This is a genomic window from Methylobacterium sp. GC_Met_3 (genome assembly GCF_026540775.1).
Classification (GTDB): Bacteria; Pseudomonadota; Alphaproteobacteria; order Rhizobiales; family Beijerinckiaceae; genus Methylobacterium.
In genome coordinates, this window is sequence record NZ_JALNUL010000036.1 from 15,772 (window position 1) to 33,404 (window position 17,633).

18 protein-coding genes are annotated in these 17,633 nt (G+C 67.5%); 13 read left to right on the forward strand and 5 right to left on the reverse strand.

From position 1 onward, the window contains the following. Window positions 1-16 precede the first annotated feature (16 nt). From OXS27_RS25300 to OXS27_RS25315, 4 genes are all read left to right on the forward strand, one after another. Window positions 17-808 carry an ATP-binding cassette domain-containing protein gene (locus tag OXS27_RS25300; RefSeq protein ID WP_267359652.1) on the forward strand — a complete coding sequence of 264 codons (792 nt, stop codon included), beginning with the start codon at window positions 17-19 and terminating at the stop codon, window positions 806-808. Continuing rightward, on the forward strand, window positions 805-1,647 hold the full coding sequence (locus tag OXS27_RS25305) for an ABC transporter permease subunit (RefSeq protein WP_267359654.1): 843 nt from the start codon (window positions 805-807) through the stop codon (window positions 1,645-1,647). The genes OXS27_RS25300 and OXS27_RS25305 overlap by 4 nt, the downstream gene beginning before the upstream one ends. A 112-nt stretch (window positions 1,648-1,759) precedes the next feature. Beyond that, window positions 1,760-3,280, forward strand: a complete 1,521-nt coding sequence (locus OXS27_RS25310; RefSeq protein WP_267359656.1) for an aldehyde dehydrogenase family protein — start codon at window positions 1,760-1,762, stop codon at window positions 3,278-3,280. A gap of 22 nt (window positions 3,281-3,302) precedes the next feature. Continuing rightward, a complete protein-coding gene (locus tag OXS27_RS25315) occupies window positions 3,303-4,058 on the forward strand; it encodes a sulfite exporter TauE/SafE family protein (RefSeq protein ID WP_267359657.1) in 756 nt (251 codons plus the stop codon). Here the strand turns inward: OXS27_RS25315 and OXS27_RS25320 are convergent. The 4 genes from OXS27_RS25320 to OXS27_RS25335 form a co-directional block, all read right to left on the reverse strand. Further along, entirely contained in the window at window positions 4,032-5,537 is a 1,506-nt protein-coding gene (locus tag OXS27_RS25320; protein WP_267359659.1) for a PLP-dependent aminotransferase family protein, read from the reverse strand. The genes OXS27_RS25315 and OXS27_RS25320 overlap by 27 nt on opposite strands. 643 nt (window positions 5,538-6,180) lie before the next feature. Continuing rightward, window positions 6,181-6,843, reverse strand: a complete 663-nt coding sequence (locus OXS27_RS25325; protein ID WP_267359661.1) for an SGNH/GDSL hydrolase family protein — start codon at window positions 6,841-6,843, stop codon at window positions 6,181-6,183. 408 nt (window positions 6,844-7,251) lie between these two features. Further along, the gene (locus OXS27_RS25330; protein ID WP_267359663.1) at window positions 7,252-7,989 is read right to left on the reverse strand and encodes an outer membrane beta-barrel protein; all 738 of its coding nucleotides are present in this window, start codon (window positions 7,987-7,989) and stop codon (window positions 7,252-7,254) included. A gap of 166 nt (window positions 7,990-8,155) precedes the next feature. Beyond that, entirely contained in the window at window positions 8,156-8,485 is a 330-nt protein-coding gene (locus tag OXS27_RS25335) for a hypothetical protein (protein ID WP_267359665.1), read from the reverse strand. Window positions 8,486-8,636: 151 nt separating this feature from the next. Here OXS27_RS25335 and OXS27_RS25340 point away from each other — a divergent pair, with 151 nt between their 5' ends. Together OXS27_RS25340 and OXS27_RS25345 are read left to right on the forward strand one after the other, a co-directional pair. After that, a complete protein-coding gene (locus OXS27_RS25340) occupies window positions 8,637-9,494 on the forward strand; it encodes a DUF6502 family protein (RefSeq protein WP_267359667.1) in 858 nt (285 codons plus the stop codon). 11 nt (window positions 9,495-9,505) lie between these two features. Beyond that, entirely contained in the window at window positions 9,506-10,807 is a 1,302-nt protein-coding gene (locus tag OXS27_RS25345) for a DUF5666 domain-containing protein (protein WP_267359669.1), read from the forward strand. Between the two features lie 197 nt (window positions 10,808-11,004). On the opposite strand, the gene OXS27_RS25350 is transcribed toward OXS27_RS25345, so the two are convergent. After that, window positions 11,005-11,223 carry a hypothetical protein gene (locus OXS27_RS25350; protein WP_267359671.1) on the reverse strand — a complete coding sequence of 73 codons (219 nt, stop codon included), beginning with the start codon at window positions 11,221-11,223 and terminating at the stop codon, window positions 11,005-11,007. A gap of 16 nt (window positions 11,224-11,239) precedes the next feature. On the opposite strand from OXS27_RS25350, the gene OXS27_RS25355 reads away from it, so the two are divergent. The 7 genes from OXS27_RS25355 (at window position 11,240) to OXS27_RS25385 (ending at window position 17,584) form a co-directional block, all read left to right on the forward strand. Continuing rightward, window positions 11,240-11,611: a hypothetical protein gene (locus OXS27_RS25355; protein ID WP_267359673.1), complete on the forward strand. Its 372-nt coding sequence runs from the start codon at window positions 11,240-11,242 to the stop codon at window positions 11,609-11,611. Window positions 11,612-11,734: 123 nt separating this feature from the next. Further along, on the forward strand, window positions 11,735-12,118 hold the full coding sequence (locus OXS27_RS25360; RefSeq protein WP_267359675.1) for a polyhydroxyalkanoic acid system family protein: 384 nt from the start codon (window positions 11,735-11,737) through the stop codon (window positions 12,116-12,118). Between the two features lie 1,101 nt (window positions 12,119-13,219). Beyond that, window positions 13,220-13,591 (forward strand): DUF971 domain-containing protein, encoded by a 372-nt coding sequence (locus tag OXS27_RS25365; protein ID WP_267359677.1) that lies wholly within the window; start codon window positions 13,220-13,222, stop codon window positions 13,589-13,591. Window positions 13,592-13,655: 64 nt separating this feature from the next. Next, entirely contained in the window at window positions 13,656-15,407 is a 1,752-nt protein-coding gene (locus OXS27_RS25370; RefSeq protein ID WP_267359679.1) for a fumarate reductase/succinate dehydrogenase flavoprotein subunit, read from the forward strand. Window positions 15,408-15,433: 26 nt separating this feature from the next. After that, the gene (locus OXS27_RS25375) at window positions 15,434-15,667 is read left to right on the forward strand and encodes a ferredoxin family protein (protein ID WP_149312599.1); all 234 of its coding nucleotides are present in this window, start codon (window positions 15,434-15,436) and stop codon (window positions 15,665-15,667) included. Window positions 15,668-15,675: 8 nt separating this feature from the next. Continuing rightward, on the forward strand, window positions 15,676-16,641 hold the full coding sequence (locus tag OXS27_RS25380; protein ID WP_267359683.1) for a HEAT repeat domain-containing protein: 966 nt from the start codon (window positions 15,676-15,678) through the stop codon (window positions 16,639-16,641). Between the two features lie 166 nt (window positions 16,642-16,807). Continuing rightward, entirely contained in the window at window positions 16,808-17,584 is a 777-nt protein-coding gene (locus tag OXS27_RS25385; protein ID WP_267359685.1) for a Crp/Fnr family transcriptional regulator, read from the forward strand. The last annotated feature ends 49 nt before the right edge of the window (window positions 17,585-17,633 follow it).

A 17,633-nucleotide genomic window follows, 5' to 3' on the forward strand; every position in this document is an offset into this window, starting at 1 on the left:
TCTTCGAGAGGGCGGCATGATCGAGATCCGCAACGTCAGCGTCCATTCCGGGGAGGGCGAGGCCGGCATCGTCGCCCTCTCGCAGGTGAACCTGACGATCCGGCCCGGGGAGTTCGTGGTCGCGCTCGGCGCCTCCGGCTGCGGCAAGACCACCCTGCTCTCGGCGATCGCGGGCTTCCTCGAACCGACCGAGGGCAGCATCCTCCTCGACGGGGTGCCGGTCCGGGGGCCGGGGGCCGACCGGGGGGTGGTGTTCCAACGCCACGCCCTGATGCCCTGGCTGAGCGTGGCCGAGAACGTGGCGTTCGGCCCCAAGCTGCGCGGCGTCCCGCGCGCCGAGCGGCGCCGGATCGCCCTGGAGATGCTGGGCCTCGTGGGCCTCGCCGAATCCGCCGACCGGAAGGTCTACGAACTCTCCGGCGGCATGCAGCAGAGGGTCGGCATCGCCCGGGCTCTGGCCGGCGACCCGCGCGCCCTGCTGATGGACGAGCCGCTGGGCGCCCTGGACGCGTTCACCCGCGAGCAGGTCCAAGAGCTGATCCTCCAAGTCTGGCACCGGACCGGCAAGATGGCCTTCTTCATCACCCACGACGTCGAGGAGGCGGTGTTCTTGGCCACGAAACTCCTGATCATGAGCCCGCGGCCGGGCCGCATCGTCGAGGCGATCGACCTGCCGTTCTCGCGCGCGGTCGTGGCCGGGCGGCCGGCCCGGGCGGTCAAGTCGGACCCCGACTTCATCGCCGTGCGGGAGCGCGTGCTCGGGCGCATCCATCACCGGACCGATCCCGCGCTCGGGGGCTCGCGATGAGCGGCCTGCCCCTTGAGGCGACGGCCGTTGCCGGCGCGCGGCGGACCCGTCCCGGGCGCCCTGCCCGCCGCAGCGGCGCGCTGGTGCCGATCGTCAGCACCGCCACGGTGCTGGCCTGTCTCGGTCTCTGGGCGGTCGCAACCCATATCGGCTGGATCAAGCCGCTGTTCCTGCCGCCGCCGGAGGCGATCCTGTCGGCTCTCGGGCAGGCCTGGAACGGCGACTTGGACGGCGCGCCCCTGGGCATCCACGTCCGCGACAGCCTAATGCGCGTCCTCGGCGCCTTCGGTCTCGCCACGCTGCTCGGTGTCCCGGCCGGGCTGGCCATGGGGACGAGCCGGATCGCCTGCGGCATCCTCGACCCGCTGATCGAGTTCTACCGGCCGCTGCCGCCGCTCGCCTACCTGCCGCTGATGATCATCTGGTTCGGCATCGGCGAAGTGTCGAAGGTGCTGCTGATCGTCCTCGCCTGCTTCGCCCCGGTAGCGCTGGCGACCCGCTCGGGCGTTCTCTCGGCCTCCGCCGACCAGATCAACGCGGCGCGCGCCCTCGGGGCGAGCCGTGCGCAGGTGCTGCGCTACGTGGTGCTCCCGGCCGCGCTACCCGAGATTCTGATCGGCCTGCGGATCGGCATGGGGGTGGGCTGGACCACCCTGGTCGCCGCCGAGATGGTGGCGGCCCAGGCCGGCCTCGGCCAGCTCGTCCTCAACGCCTCCAACTTCCTGCGCACCGACGTGGTGGTGATGGGGATCCTTCTGATCGGCCTGTTCGCCACCCTGTTCGAGGTGGGCCTCCGCCGGCTCGAGCGCGTGCTGGTGCCCTGGAAGGGGAAGGCCTGAGGGCACCCGCCCGCCCTGGCCCGTTCACTCGCCGCCGGCTGGACCTGTCGCGACGCCCGAAGCGCCCCTATCGACGGCGGGACGCCCCAGCCCAGCCGCGAGTAAGCCGCCGATGCCGAACGAAGCCGAGAGCCCGACGCCCGGGCGGGCACGCCTCCCCCGGGGCGTGCGCGACCTCCTGGCTGCGCTGGCCGGCCGCCACCTGATCGGGAACGCGCTGGTGGGCCCGGTGGACGGCGCTTGCCTGACCGTCCTCGATCCCGCCACCGGGCACGCCCTGGCCGAGGCACCGGCGGCCGGCCCGGCGGATGTCCAGGCTGCGGTCGCGGCGGCCCGCGCCGCCGGACGGACCTGGGCGCGGGTCCCGGCCCGCGAGCGCGGACGGCTGGTGGCCGAGGGCGGGCGCCGGATCGCGGCGGCGGCTCCGGATCTCGCCCCGCTTCTGGCCGCCGAGACCGGCAAGGCGATCCGCACCGAGTGCCGCCCCGAGATCGCCACCGCGGCCGACATCCTCGCGATGTTCGGCGGTCTCGCCACGGAACTGAAGGGCGAGACGCTGCCGTTCAGCCCGGACATGCTCGCGCTGACCACCCGCGAACCCCTGGGGGTGGTGGCGGCGATCCTGCCCTGGAACGTGCCCCTCGTTCTGATGGCGCTCAAGATCGGACCGGCCCTAGTCGCCGGCAACACCGTGGTGCTGAAGGCCTCCGAGGAGGCCCCCTTCGCAACGATCGAGGCGGCGCGCCTCCTGGCCGACCTCCTGCCGCCCGGCGTCCTCAACGTGATCTGCGGCACCGGTCCCGCCTGCGGGGCGCCGCTGGTCCGGCACCCCGACGTCGCCAAGGTTACCTTCACGGGCTCGCAGGCAGTGGGCGAGGCGATCTACCGCGAGGCCGCCGACAAGCTGATCCCGGTGAGCCTGGAGCTCGGCGGCAAGAGCCCGATGCTGGTCTTTGCGGACGCGGACCTCGACCGGGCCGTCGCGGGCGCGGTGGCCGGCATGCGCTTCACCCGCCAGGGCCAGAGCTGCACCGCCTCGAGCCGGATCTACGTCGACGCCGGGCTGCACGACCGGTTCGTGGAGCGGCTGGCCGCCGCCGTCGCGAACCTCCGGATGGGCGATCCCCTGGACGAGGCCACCGATATCGGCACCGTGATCAATGCCCGGCAGCACGCCAAAATCATGGACTATATCGCCCAGGGCGAGGCTACGCCGGGCGCGCGGGCCGTACGCTGCGGGCGCCTGCCGGCCGCGCCGGATCTCGCCGAAGGCCTGTTCGTCGAGCCGGTCCTGTTCACCGGTCTAACTGAGGACAGCCCGCTCATGCGCGACGAGATCTTCGGTCCGGTCGCCTGCATCGTGCCGTTCTCCGACGAGGAGGACGTCCTGGCGGCCGCGAATGCGGGGGAATTCGGCCTCGCCGCGACGGTCTGGACCCGGGACCTGCGCCGGGCGCTGCGGGTGTCGCACGCGCTGGATGCCGGTTATGTCCAGGTCAACCAGAACCTGACGATCCAGCCGAACCTCAGCTACGGTGGCTTCAAGAAGTCGGGTCTCGGCAAGGAGGCCTCCCTGGAGTCGATGCTGGAGCACTTCACCCGCAAGAAGACCATCGTGGTCGACATGCGTTAGGGTGGTGACTCCCGCTCTTCCGATGCCTGAACCGGCATCCCTGATCGCGATCGCGGCCGCGATCTTCGCCGCGGCGCTGATCCGCGGCTTCACGGGCTTCGGGTTCGCCCTGGCGGCCGTGCCGCTGCTCGGCTTCTCGCTCCCGCCGAGCCAGTGCGTCCCGCTCGCCGTCGCCCTGCAGTTCTGCGCGAGCCTATCCGACCTGCCCCGGGCGCGCCGGACCTGCCATTGGCCCTCGCTCCGCTGGCTCGTCGCCGGCACGGTGGTCGGATCGCCCCTCGGCGTGGCCGCTTTGGCTGCGGCGAGCCCGGACGCTGCCCGGCTCGGCATCGCGCTGGTCTGCGGCTGCGGGACCGTCGCGCTCCTGCGCGGCTTCCGCTTCGTCGGGCTTCCGCGCGGCGGCGCGACCCTGGCGGTCGGGCTGGCGGCCGGCCTGTGCAACGGGCTCGCGGCGATGCCGGGTCCGCCCGTGGTCGCCTACTACCTCGCGACGCCGCTCTCGCCGCAGCAGGGACGCGCCTCGTTGCTGGTGTTCTTCCTGGCGACGTCGATCGCCAGCGCCATCAGCCTCGCGACTGCCGGGCTCTTCGGGGGCTTTCTAGCGATCCCGGTGATGATCGGCATCCCGCTCATCGTCGCCGGCAGCCGGCTCGGCGAGGCGCTTCTCAGGCTCGGAGCCGGACGGGGGCATCGCGCCCTGTCGATCCTGCTGCTCTGCACCGTCGCCGTCACGAGCGTGGTGCAGGCGGTTTCAGACCTGCTCGGGCATCCCCTGTGACGCCGGGATTCCGGCCGGCGTGACCAGTTCCGCGAGGCGGGTAAGGCCCGCCTCGATCCGGTCGGTGCGGATCGAGGCGAAGCCCAAGCGGAAGCAGGCCCGGCCGGCCTCCGGGTCGGCGTAGAAGATATCGCCCGGCTCGATCAGGACGCCCCGGGCGCGAGCGCGCACGCTGAGATCCCGGGCATCGAGGCCGACAGGCCCCTCCACCCAGAAGCTCGTGGCCCCCGGGTCGCGCCGCCAGCGGAACGCGGGCAGGAGGCGGGGTAGCAGGCCGGCGATCCGGACGGCGCGCTCCTCCAGAACGCCGGCGGTCCGGCGCAGATGCGTGCGGTAATGCCCGAACGCCACGAACATCGCGGTCGCGCGCTGATTGTTCGAGGGCGGGTGGCGCAGCATCAGCCGCCGCAGCACGCGCAGCTCCGCGATCACGGCCCGGGGCGCCACCACGTAGCCGACCCGCAGGCCCGGGGCGAGCACCTTCGAGAAGCTGCCGACATAGATCACGCGGCCATCCGCATCGAGGCTCTTGAGGGACGGGATCTCGTCCGCCAGGGCGAGGTCGGCTTCGTAATCGTCCTCGACCAGGACGACGTCGTGGCGCCGCGCGGCCGCGAGGAGGGCGCGGCGTCGCTCCAGCGGCATCACCGCGGTGGTCGGGCACTGATGCCCCACGGTGACGAACGCCACGTCCCGGCTGGCGAAGACGGCATCGGGCACGACCCCGTGCCGGTCGATGGCGAGCGTCGCGAGGTCGTCGGTGGCGAGGGTCAGCATGTTGCGGGTATCGGGATAGCTGGGGTCCTCGACACCCGCCGGCGTAGTGCGGCCGACCAGCAGCTGGATCAGGAGCGAGAGCGCCTGCTGCGAGCCGATGGTGACCATCACCTCGTCGGCGCTGGCGAAGATGCCCCGCCGCGGCAGCACCTGAAGGCGGAGCTGCTCCACGAGATCGGCATCGTCCTCGTCGATCAGGTCGCCCGCCCAGGCGTTGATCTCGGACACCCCGGAGGCCGCCCGCACGCTCTCGCGCCAGTCATTGGCCGGGAACAGGGACGGATCGAACTGGCCGAACAGGAAGGGATAGGGGTAGTCGAGCCAGTCCCGCGGCTTGGTGATCTGCCGCAGCTGCGCGGGGCGGACCGCGAAGCGCCGCGACCACGCGATGGTCCGTTGCGGCGAGGGACCACGCGCTTCGGAGACGATCAGATCCGGCGCCAGAAAGATCCCGCTGCGCTCGTGAGCGATTAGGAAGCCCTCGTCGATGAGCTGCTGGTACGCGTTCACCACGGTGTTGCGGGCGACCCCGAGCAGGGCCGCCAGTTGGCGCGTCGAAGGCAGCCGGGCCTCCGCGGTGAACAGCCCCCGTTCGATGGCGGTGACGATCGCCCGGCGGATCTGCAGGTGCAGCGCCAAGCCGCTCCGGTCGAGTTCGCCGAAAAGCTGCGTCCAGGCGAGAGCATGATCTGTGATAGCCACGGCGTTCGGCTCCTGCTCGGGGACACGTCACCCGAGGCAAGGATGGCGCCAGCGGCTCAGGATCGGCGCTTCGCGTCGCGAAGTCCGCTTTGGGGACGGCGTCACAGCTCTCTGGACGGCCGATATGGGCGCAAAGCCGAACGTCCGGTTCTGCGCGCCATGGCGCTCCGGCGTGGCGTAGCCTGGCCGAAAGCCGACTGGCTGGTTTTGGTAGCGCGATGCACGAAACCGGACGTCGCGGCAGTCTTGCTACCGACGCCTGGACAACAAGTTTTGTAGACGTTTAAATAGTCGACACAGTTTTTCGACACGGCTGCAGCCATTTTAGCCGGACAAGATATATTCTCTACGGTTATCGGGAAAACGGTTGTTTCTCGTAAGTAGCAAGTTGCGCTACCTGTCACTCGTAAATGATGCGCCCGTGCGGCCGTCCGCAGCGCCCGACAGCGCGCCGGATCGGCATGGTTGAGCTAGGACCGCGACACACACGAAAAGCCCCCCGGAAGAGGTTCTGGGGCGCTTCCTGACTAAGCGGCCAGTTTGATCGGGCTGGGGATGCTTGGGCCAAGCTCGGTTGCGGCGTCGCTTAGTACGAGCCGAACTTGTATTTTAAGCCGGCGCGGTTGAGCACGCCCTTATCCTGTTAACGCGCAGCATAGGCACCCGTGCCCGGACCGACAGCCGTTAGCGGCACTATATGGCTGTCCAGATTATGGTACAAATTTTCCGCGCTGAGCGTGCCTACCGCTCGCCCACTGCTGGGACAGCGCTTGCTATCAAGAACGGACCCAACAAACTGGTCGACTTCGGCTGTCAACACTGAGTATTCGGCGAGATGTATGCCGTCAGCGAAGAGCCCTGATGTTGCGAGGCATCCGCCGGGAGCGCGGATTGCCGCAAACGGGTCGAAAAAGATGTAATCGCCCTCCGCACAAATCCGTACAAGGCGATCCGAGAAGGTCGCTATGGCAGCAGGATCGCGATCCGTCACACTGGGACCTAGGGGGGGAATGGCGACGACGAAGACATGCTCAGCCCACTCCTGAAAGGTTAACAGGATGCGCCGCACATCAGCTTCGAACCGTCGCCCTGTGGTCGCCCATTCCGGATGATAGCGGCGCTTGATGTCATTCGTACCCAGGAACAGCACCACAGCGGCTGCTCGGGCTGGTGGATCGAGGCCCGCTAGCCGTGCAACGCAGCCGCGGGCGGTAAGGCCTCCGGCAGCGATGTTGATATACGGTGGCCGGCCAGCGATCTGCGGTGTGCCCATCAGCGCTGCATGCGAGTTGCCGGCGAGCAGCACGCTACCCTCAGCGGCGGCGGCGAGATTAGTCCGGATTTGGGACCAGTGCGCATCCGCAAGCCGGCGGACCAAGCGCCTGACTCGCCATTTTTCGACGAGCGTGTGAACCCACCGAGCGTGCATGACTATCCCGTGCCTGGACAATCGCCTCAGCGGCTTGGCGCGAGGCGTTGAGGATGGTGTTCGGTTTTGTCGGGGAGGTCGGCCGTTCGCCGTACCCGCCGCGTGGCTGGTCGTGTCGATCCCTTGCGCGGCTGTGCGGGCATGTCGCGACTGCGACACACCACCGTGCGGGGACCGACCACCATTCCGTCGGCCCAGCGGATACAGACGTGGCGGGCGTTGGGGTCTTCCGGCTCCGAGGATACCGGGCCGTCCAGGCTGATCCGGCGACGTCGTCCCTTTAGATCAGAAACGGTAATTGAGACCGGCCCGGACGAGGGCGAAGCCGGCATCCTCGCGCCCCGTACCGTAGTAGGCCGATGTGCCGGCGCTGTAGTACGTCGCCGCCGCAGCACCACGCCCGAGGTGGAGGTAGAGCGCCTCGACCTTGGCCGAGAGTTTCTCCGTGAACGCGTACTCGATGCCGCCGCCGACCGCGTAGCCCGCCCGGGTCGTGTCCGGCAGCGTGTAAGGGTAGGCGGAGGCGTAAGCTGATCGTGACCCACCGCCGTAGGCGAAGCCGCCGGTGCCGTAGACGAGAACCCGATCGAAGGCGTAGCCGACCCGCCCGCGCACGGTGCCGAAGTAGTCCAGGCTCGGTCGGACGCTGTAGTAGGGCGTCGTGCCAAGATAGGCCGCGTCGGCCTTGGCGGTTGCTAGTCCCTGGATGTCTGCCTCGACGCCGACCACGAGGCCGGATCCGGGCGTGAACTGATAGTTGTACCCTACCTGGCCACCGCCACTGAACCCACCGGACCGGCCGCCGCCCGTCACCACCCCGTAGGTCGGGTCGGTGTAGCCACCGCTCCCCGTGCGGAAGGCGTAGCCGGCGTTCAGGCCGGCGTAGAAGCCGGTCCAGGTGAAGATCGGCAGCGATGGCGGGGGCGGCGGCGGCACGCGGTGGGGAAGGTCCGCCGCCTGGGCCTTGAACGCGATGAAGCCAGCCGCGGCGCCGAGGAGCGCGGCCCGGAAGGGTGTCGTCATGAGAGATCTCGTCTTAAAGCGGCCAGGCCGCGAGGTCAGAGGGCCATCAGGAGCAGGCCAACGACGGTCACGGAGAGGATGAGGCAGAGCGCTAGATCGAGGATCGGGGCTCCGCCGCAGTTTGCCGCCGGCCGCGCTGGGTCGCGGCCGATCGCGGAAAGAGTGATCACGAGCGCACCTGCGGGAGGCTGGCAGGTGCCGCGGCCGTCCGAACGGCCCGCACGGCGCGCTTGGGCGTGACGACACCCGAAGGTACCGCCGTCCCGTCTGAGGGGTTGACGGGAGCGGCGGTCTGCGACGCCCTCGTTCCGCCGGCGCGGTGGACCGTATCCGCGACAGTAATCCCGAGGGCGGGCAGGGCAAGGGCGGCGGCGACGCAGATGAGGCGTCGCAACCGCAGCATGACTTGGTCATGGCCGGCGCGGCGTGCGGACACGGCTGCGAGTCTGATCGGCGGCAGCGCTTGCGCGATGAGGATGCGTGTTTCGAGCGTCATGCCATCGGCTCCGCCGCATTCGTGGGAAATTTGACCACGACAACGAGATACGTGTGCAAAAATCCCACGTCAATCCGGAAAGCGTGAGCGTGCGTGCGTTCTCGCACGCTGTGGGATTGTCTCCCACAGCACTTCCTATATCGATGAGGGCATGTCCGAGACTGCCGATATACCGCGAAACGGCGCCAGCCTGCACGCGCCCCTAGCGCGGCTGCTCCGCCCGCTCGTGCGCCTGCTGGTCTCACGCGGCATCACCTTCCCGGCCCTCACCGACCTGCTGCGTGAGCTCTACGTGAACGTCGCCGAGTACGACTTCGCTCTCGCCGGTAAGGAGCAGACGGACAGCCGCGTCTCCCTGCTCACCGGCATCCACCGCAAGGAAGTGCGGCGTCTGCGCGGTGCCGGCGCACCGGTCAGCGCCGTGCCGACCGTAGTCTCGCGCACGAGCCGCATCATCGCCCGCTGGATCGCCGACCCGGCCTTCACCGATCCGCAGGGTCATCCCCTGCCGCTGCCGCGAACCGCCGAGGGCAGCACGTTTTCCTTCGAGACCCTGGTCTCGGGCATCACCCGGGACGTGCGGCCGCGTGCCGTCCTCGACGAATGGCTCGACCGCGGCCTCGCCTTCACGGACGCGCAGGACCGAATTGTGCTGGCGGAGGCGGCCTACGTGCCGCGGGGCGACGGCGCGGAGGGACCGCAGCTCTACTATTTCGGCCGCAACCTGCACGACCACATCGCGGCCGCCGTGGCCAACATCGTCGGGGACAGGCCGCGCTTCCTGGAGCGGGCCGTCCACTACGACGGGCTCTCCAAGGATCTCGCGACCAAACTCGAGGCGCGGGCGCGCGAGATCGCCATGGAGGCCCTGCAGCAGGCCAACCGGGAAGCGCACGCAGCCTGCCAGACCGATCCGGGCGGCGATCACCGCTGGAACTTCGGCCTGTACATCTACACGGAGGCCAGTTCTCAAGCGACACCCTCTGCCCAACCTGCGGACGAGCGCTGAGGGACCGGCCGGTGCGCACCTCGCCTACTCGTCGGTCCGTCCTGCGCCTTCTCGCCGGCGTGGCCCCACTGCTGCAGAGCGCCCTCGCAGCGAGCACGGCACAAGGACAGGCTGCGCCGCGCGACCAGGGCATCGGCGGTACCGGCATGATGCGGACGGATCCCCAAACCGAGTCTCCGCTGGGCGAAGGCGACCGCGGCATCGGTGGTACCGGGGTAATCGGCACGATCCGCCAGTTCGGCTCGATCATCGTGAACGACCTGCGCATTGCCTATCAACCGGGTGTGGCCGTGCGCATCGACGGGGAGCAGGCCACCGCAGCGGATCTGAAGATCGGTCAGGTCGTGCAGGTCGTGGCTCGCCCCGAGGATGCAGGTCTTGCAACCCAGCGCATCGAGGTGACGAGCGAGGTGGTCGGGCCGGTGGATTGGGCAGCGCCGGGGCGGCTGGTCGTGCTTGGCCAGCGGGTTTCTACGGCGGAGCTGACTGGCGACTGGAAGCCAGGCACGCGGGTCGCTGTGAGCGGACTGCGCCGGACGGACGGGGTGATCGTCGCCAGCCTGATCGAACCGCGCAGCTCGGGGCCCGACCGCGTCGCTGGTCCAGTGCGCAGAGACGGCGCCGCAGTCATGATCGGCGGGCTGCGGCTGACCGGCGCTGAAGCACTGCCGGTTGGCAAGCGCGCCGTCGTCACCGGCGCTGCGGCCAATGGCGTGCTCGGTGTGACCAACCTCGCCCAGGTCGGGCTACCGTTCCCGCCGGGGCTGAAGCGAGTATCCATCGAGGGCTATATCGGTCGCGCGGGTACCAAGCTCGATCTCGGTTCGGGCCTGGCTGTCACGGGTAAGGCGGAGCCTTCAGTGCCGCGGACAGGCAGCGTGCACGCCGTGATCACCGCGAACGTAACGCGGGGCGGCGGCCTCACAGTGGACCGGCTACGCTTCGACGGGCGCAGGGAGCCCGAAGAACCGCGTCTGGACGGCCCGCGCTTCGAGCGCGAGCGGGATCAGCTCGACCTGCGCGGCCTGCCCGAGGAGGCGCCGGGGCGCTTCGGTGCCAAGCCCGAGGGCGGGGAGCAACCTGTCTTTCGCGTAGACCCCCGAACCGAGACGGACGATGCGCCGGGCGGGAGCGGTTCCAACAACCCAAACAGCCTCGGAGGTGGATCTAGCAACTTGGGCAACCGAGGCATTGGCGGCCCGGGCTTTCCTGGCGGAGCGCCCGGGGGGCCTGGTGGCGGGCCGGGTGGGCCTGGTGGCGGACCGGGCGGCCCTGGTGCCGCAGGTGGGGGCGGACCCGGCCGGCCGAGGTAATCTTCAGGTTGGCCATCAGCACAGCGTCGTTCGTGGCAGCGGTCCGGATGTAAGCCAGTTGTGTATTCCGGCAGCGAAACGCTGTCTTAACTGACGCGTGGGTAATTTGCACACGGACCCGCAGCCGGGCGCCTCCGGCAGTTCCGTACCCTGAGTGCATCCGTGAGTAGTATCTCTTCCACGTCCACCTCGCAGCTCTACGCGCAACGCCCGCCGCCTCCGCCGCCCCGAGGCACCGGCCAAGACCAGATGACCTCGACGATCAGCAGTGAGGTGTCGTCGGGCGCGCTCAGCAGCACTGACGCAACTGCCTTGACGAGTGCGCTCAGCTCGATCCATTCGAGCCTCTCGTCGGACAGCACGTCATCGACCTCCAGCAGCTCCGGCTCTGACAGCACCAGTTCGACGAGTTCCAAGCTCGATCCGTCCTCGATGAAGAGCCGGATCGACAGTCTGATTGCCGATCAGGTCAGCAGCGGTGCGCTCACGAGCGATCAGGCTACCGAGCTGACAAACCTGTTCTCCAGCCATGGCCAGAGCACGACCGCCTCAGCCTCCACGAGTGGCGTCTCCGACACCGATGGACCGCCTCCAGGCCCGCCGCCCGGTCCACCGCCGGGCGATGCCGCGTCCGGCAGCTCATCGAGCAGCACATCGTCGACCGGCTCGTCGTCTAGCGATATTCTCTCTACTTTCCTCCAGCAGCTCCAAGCATCTCAGACGAGCAACGCGAGCTATGGGGCAAAAGGCAACAGCTACAACAGCTCCAACGCCTCGGCTCTCCTCTTAGATTTTCAGAGCTGATCGCATTGCTGGGAGCAGTGGGCAGGCTGGGGACGACCACCATGTCCTCTTGCCTGCCCGGCCTTGGTGAACAGCGCTTCACATGTGCTCACCAGCCTGTGGGCATTCAGTACGAGAAGATTGATGCCGAGGCACATCACCATTGCGGCCCCCCACAATTTCGGCACCACTGAAGTTCGCCGCCGACTCGATGAGCAGTTAGATTGGGCGTTGCAGCGCCTAAGGAAGAAACATATTGCCGTCGAAGTAGCAGAGTGGTCTCAGGATGGCCGGGCATTTACCGTTCGCGCGCTCGGGCAACATGTCAGTGGCAACTTCGCGGTAGCCGACGACAGCTTGTGGTTCGAGGCGCAAATGCCCTGGATCATCGGCGTGTTCGCGCCGGCGATCGAGGCTGTGGCCATACGCTACGCGGCGCGCCTGTTGTCCGCCGAGGGCGACACCTGGTGTGAGAGTGGCCACCCCGACCGAGACAGGCGGGTTCAGGTGTGCGACTGCGCTGGCTAGGCACTCACGGCTGGCCGGTGCCGCAGCCGTCCGAACGGCCCGCGGTCGTAGTTCTTCTAGCTTCCCGGTCTGACTAAGGGTTTACCATCAGCGCGCGTGGTATCCAGTAAATGTTAGGTATGAAACAATCGGCGGCGCTTGATGAGGCGGGCGATCAAGCGCGGCGAAAGCTGCTGCCCAGCCGCAGACCGCAATGGCGCACAACATTTCACCTACTGTGAGGCGACAACCGTTTCTGTTTTTCATAATCATCTGCTTCTACCGCATTTTATTTCGTAGTTAATCCTGGTGTGGTGAGGAAGAAACCGCTGAGCTCATCAGCTTATGCTTCACCGCCTCTCAAATAAATCCATCAGTGCATCTGTGCAGCGATCCAATCGAGCCCGCACAGCCTGTGCTGACTTTGGCGGGTCATACGCCGTCTCGATGATCAGCTCGTTGTAAAATGCATGCTCAATGAGCCTAGCTTCAACCTGGGCTCTCGTCAGCGTGCGATAGCCAAGAGAGCTGGACCACTGCCTCAAACTCACAACCGTCAGGGGCTTTATCGAACCGGTGTTCATGCGAAGACGACCAAGGAAAGCGTGCCACGCCCGAACCTTATGTGGGCAAATGTCCCACGTCAATGAGGCTCGCACAAACCGTAGACGGAAGCGTATCCTTAGGGCAGCTGGCCGAGCCGTGAGGCGCTGTAGTTAGGACGTGATCAGTCGCGAGCACGCTCTATAAGCCGGCCTTATGCGAATGTTAGATCGCATCCGGTAGCGTCCACTTACAGGACGTGGTCACATCCAGCTGAATGACTGGATTGGGCGCAAAGCGGAACGGCTGCTTGTCGGTTGAGGCGTCGGTCGTAGCTCGGATAAGTCGAGGGGAGTGCTCCCAGGATGATCAATCCTTCCGCCGGCCGATCTGAAGCGGCGTCGGCGGCGTTGCGTCTGGTCCCGGGACCGCGAACAGCTCACTCAACGCCACGCTGAGCGCACCATGAACGAGTGATGCGCTTCTCCTGCTGCCGCCTGACTGAAATTCCGGGCAACTAATTGCTGTCCGATAGACCGCTCCTGAGCTTCAGTGACGAAGAGATCTGAGGAGGAGCGTATGACAAACCGCGCGATCGAGCTTCCGAGCCCGCCTCCATTCGATCCCGACGCAATCCCCGACACCGCGACCCTCTCACGCGGCGGAACCTCGCTCAGACTGATTTGGCGCGACGGACTGACCGCGACGCTGCCCGCTGAGCATCTGCGCCTTCGTTGCCGGTGCGCATGGTGCACCCGCGATCGGGCTGTGGAACGCTTCCCCGACGCATTCGCCGACATCGCGGTCACCTGCGTCGAACCCATGGGCGGCTATGCCATCCATATCGCGTTCACCGACGGCCATGCCCGCGGGATCTTCCCGTGGGCTTACCTGCGCGCCCTCGCGGCTGAGTCCGTCGACAGCCCGCCAGCCGCGGCGCAGGCCGCCTGAATTGCCGATCCGATTCCTCGGCGAACGCGCAAGCGTCGCCACTCCGTTGACGCGAGACCTTACCATGAGCGCCTTCGAATCCTCGACGAAGACCGAGATCATCGAGACCGACATCCTGGTGATCGGCGGCGGCACCGGCGGCCCGATGGCCGCCATCAAGGCAAAGGAGGCCGACCCAAAGCTCCGCGTCGTCCTGATGGAGAAGGCGAACGTCAAGCGCTCGGGCGCGATTAGCATGGGCATGGACGGCCTGAACAACGCCGTCGTGCCGGGCTACGCCACGCCCGAGCAGTACGTGAAGGAGATCACCGTCGCCAACGACGGCATCGTCAACCAGAAGGCGGTGATGGCCTACGCGCAGGGGTCGTTCCCAATGATCCAGTACCTCGACAAGCTCGGAATCAAGTTCGAGAAGGACGGATCGGGCGAGTACAACATGCGCAAGGTCCACCACATGGGGACCTACGTGCTGCCGATGCCCGAGGGGCACAACGTCAAGAAGGTTCTCTACCGGCAGCTCCGCCGCCTCCAGATCGGCGTGACCAACCGCTACATGGCGACCCGCCTGCTGAAAGGTCCGGACGGGCGCATCGCGGGCGCCATCGGGGTCAACACCCGCACCAGCGAATTCTTGGTGGTGAAGGCGAAGGCGGTGATCCTTGCCTGCGGCGCAGCCGGGCGGCTCGGCCTGCCGGCCTCGGGCTACCTTTTCGGCACCTACGAGAATGCGGCGAATTGCGGCGACGGCTACGCGATGGCCTACCATGCCGGCGCACAGCTCGCGAACCTCGAGTGCTACCAGATCAACCCGCTGATCAAGGACTATAACGGGCCGTCCTGCGCCTACGTCACCGGCCCGTTCGGCGGATATACGGCCAACAACCGGGGCGAGCGCTTTATCGAGTGTGACTACTGGTCGGGCCAGATGATGCTCGAGTTCTGGCGTGAGCTGCAGGGCGGAAACGGCCCGGTTTTCCTAAAGATGGACCATCTGCGCGAGGAAACGATCTCGGAGATCGAAACCATCCTCCACTCGAACGAGCGGCCCTCACGCGGGCGCTTCCATGAACGGCGCGGCACCAATTATCGCCGCCGGCCAGTCGAGATGCATATCTCCGAGATCGGCTTCTGCTCCGGTCACTCGGCCTCGGGCGTCTTCGTCGACGAGTATGCTCGCACCACGGTTCCAGGTCTCTACGCCGTTGGTGACATGGCGAGCGTGCCGCATAACTATATGCTCGGCGCCTTCGTGAACGGCGGCATCGCGGGCGCTGATGCAGCCGCCTACTGCTCGGCCAACACCCTGGTGGGCCATGACGAGGCCGATATCACCGCCGAGCGCGAGCGGGTCCTGGCCCCGACCCGGCGCGACGACGGCCTCACGCCTCATGAGATGGAGTTCAAGACGCGCCGCCTCGTCAACGATTACCTCGAGCCGCCGAAGGTGACGGCCAAGATGGAACTTGGACAGCGCCGCTTCGCCGAGATCCGCGAGGACCTAGACCTGCTCTGCGCCCGCGACCCGCACGAGTTGCACCGGGCTCTGGAGATGCAGACGATCCTCGACTGCGCCGACATGGCTGCCGCGGCCTCGCTCTATCGCACCGAGAGCCGCTGGGGCTTCTACCACCTGCGCGTCGATCACCCCGAAACCGACGACGCGAACTGGAACTGCCACACCGTCCTGTTCAAGGACGGTCAGGGCCGGATGGCCCACGCCAAGCGCGCGGTCGACCCGTTCATCGTGCCGGTCGCCGCCGAGGAGATGAGCGCCTACCACCAGCTCCGCATCAAGACGCCGGCCGCCGCCGAGTAGCCCTCCCAAGAACCGGAGATCGATCCATGCCGATCATCAATCAGGCCAGCAGTGCCGCGGTCGTCATCGACGACGAGAAGTGCATCGCCGAGAAGGGCTGCCGCGTCTGCGTTGACGTCTGCCCGCTCGACATCCTCGCGATCGATGAGACGCGGCAGAAGGCCTACATGAAGTACGACGAGTGCTGGTACTGCATGCCGTGCGAGGTCGACTGCCCGACGAACGCAGTCAAGGTCAACATCCCGTACCTGCTGCGCTGAGGCCGACCATGAGCCCCGTATTCGATTCCTTCGACGACGACCTCGATGACGTGGCCGAGCGCTGCGCCAGCGCCGATGCGGTCGTCCGGCGCGTCGCTATGATGGAGCTCGCCGAGGCTGTCGGCCCCGAGGCGAAGGTCCTGCTTCTGAAGGGTCTCGGCGACCCGGACGCCACCGTTCGTGCTGCCGCCGCCAGGGCCCTGGACGAGCACGACGGCGCGGACGTCGTCGAGGGCCTGGTGCGCTCCCTGGAGGACGCCGACGAGGCCGTGCGGCGCACCGCCGCCGACACCCTCGCCGAGAAGAAGGAGCCGACCTGCGGTCCGCTGCTGATCGAGCGCGCCGAGCACGCTGACCCCTTCGTGCAGGCGTCCGCCCTGCGGGCGCTGCGCGAGCTCCTCCTGCCGGATGCCCTGTCGGCCGCATTGAAGGCGCTCCAGAGTTCGGCGCCTGAGGTTCGCCGCGAGGGCCTCGGCGTCATCGGCTATCTCAAGGCCGAGGAAGCGCTGCCTGCGCTGATCGCCACCGCAGGCGATCCCGACCCGACCGTCCGGCGCGCGACGATGGCGGCGCTGGTCTTCCTGCGACCCGGTGGCCCAGGCGTCTCCACGTTGATCGCTGGCTTGTCTGACGACAACTGGCAGGTGCGCGAGGAGGCAGCAGTCTCGTGCGCCAAGATCCGGCTGCCCGAGGCGACGCCCCCCCTGATCACGGCGATGAACGATCCCGTCTGGCAGGTCCGTATCAAGGCCGCCAACGCTCTGGGCCGGATCAAAGCCTCGGCTGCGGTCGAAGTCCTGGGGCGCGCACTGACTTCGGAGGTGAGTAACCTGCGCAAGGAGTCCGCCGCGGCCCTCGGCGAGATCGCCGACCCACGCGGTCTCGCTGCCCTTGAGGCGTCCTCCAACGATCCAGATCCCGACGTCCGCAAGCTCATCCAATGGGCCATCGGGCGCTGCCAGGGACGCCCCTGACCAATCCAACCGACGACGTTTGATGCGGCGCCCCTCTCCTTTGGGTGAGACGCCGCAGGGCGTTCACGGACGGCTCGCCGACAGCGGGACGCCGCATGCGATCAGGGATAGTTTAGAGCTGGTACAGGGTTTGCGGCGACATCCCTGCAAGACGCAGGAGATGGCGATGCAGACCACGGCGCCGATACGCCCGTCTCAGGCCCCGGCGGGGCTGCACACCCAGGCGAACGCCCTTCTGCTGTCCGAGGCGGCACCCAGGCCTGGCGCTGGCCAGCGCCCGCTGCTCGACGGATTGACCGAACGCGAGCTTGCCCTCGTCATGGAGAAGGGGCGACGCCGTGTACTCTACCGCGGCGCGACCCTGTTCACGCAGGAGACGCCGAACGACGGGATCTGGATCGTCGAGAGCGGCCGCATCCGGGTCTTCTACGCGGCGCCTTCCGGTCGCGAGATCACGCTGGCCTACTGGTACCCCGGCAACTTCGTCGGCGGTCCCGACGTATTTGGCACCGGCCTTCACAAGTGGTCGGGCATGGCGGCGAGCAATTCCAGCGTGCTACACCTGCCGGGCAAGGCCCTCAAGCAGCTCGTGACGCAGATCCCGACGCTTGCGATCGGGGTCATCGACGGCCTGACCTTCAAGGGCCGCTGCTACTCGACCCTAGCCCAGATGCTCGGGACTCGCTCAATCACGGAGCGTCTCGCCCATCTCATCCTGCACCTGTGCGATCTCTACGGCGTGCCGGAGGAGGACGGGACCGTAATCGCGGCGACTTTTACCCACGCCGACCTCGCACACATGGTCGGCGCCACCCGGCAATGGGTAACGATCAGCCTGAAGCGCCTTTCGGAGCAAGGGGTCGTTGCGACACGGCGCACGCAGATCGTCGTGCTGCGCCCTGAGATCCTAGCGCAGATGCGTGGCGGCGAGGAATGCGCTTAAATCCGAAGCTTCCCGCTCAAATCGACAGCACATCCGGGCCGACACAACC